Origin of the sequence: Hungatella sp. SL.1.14 (assembly GCF_024460495.1) — a bacterium.
Classification (GTDB): Bacteria; Bacillota; Clostridia; order Lachnospirales; family Lachnospiraceae; genus Hungatella; species Hungatella hathewayi.
Genome location: NZ_JANFYJ010000185.1, coordinates 1 through 375, shown reverse-complemented (window position 1 = coordinate 375; position 375 = coordinate 1). Strand labels below are relative to the sequence as shown.

The following is a 375-nucleotide window of genomic DNA, read 5'->3' as shown; positions in this document are numbered from 1 at the left end:
CTGCCCACGATCGGATTCAAAGACTTATTAAACACCGTTCCATCAAAGCTTCCAATCGTATATTCCCCTTCGGTATCCGCATTTATTGATGCAATCCGGTATGTTTTTATTTTTTCCTGCGCTATCACAGCGCCATTTGCCGACTTTGACACATTGACCGGCCAGACCAGAATCCTCTCGTACTGCTTCCCCTTTTGGTCCGTTCCCAGTTCTGTAGTGTATGCCATTCCCGTTGTTGGATGGACTTTTGCATCTCGGTTCCCGTCTTTGAACTTACCGGCGGTGATCTGATGGATGCAGAATACTCAGCTCTGGACAAATGTTTTACGCTGCAGTCAGGAACCGAACTTTACCATGTAGATTCTGACGGGAACC

General features: G+C 47.2%; 2 protein-coding genes. One reads left to right on the top strand and one right to left on the bottom strand.

Going from position 1 to position 375, the window contains the following annotated elements; translation table 11 throughout:
* Positions 1-227, bottom strand: a 227-nt coding sequence (locus NE473_RS30600) for a hypothetical protein (RefSeq protein WP_256265594.1), incomplete at its 3' end; no start/stop codon positions are given.
* A 12-nt stretch (positions 228-239) separates the two neighbouring features.
* On the opposite strand from NE473_RS30600, the gene NE473_RS33320 reads away from it, so the two are divergent.
* On the top strand, positions 240-375 hold a 136-nt coding region (locus NE473_RS33320; protein ID WP_502802861.1), incomplete at its 3' end, for a hypothetical protein.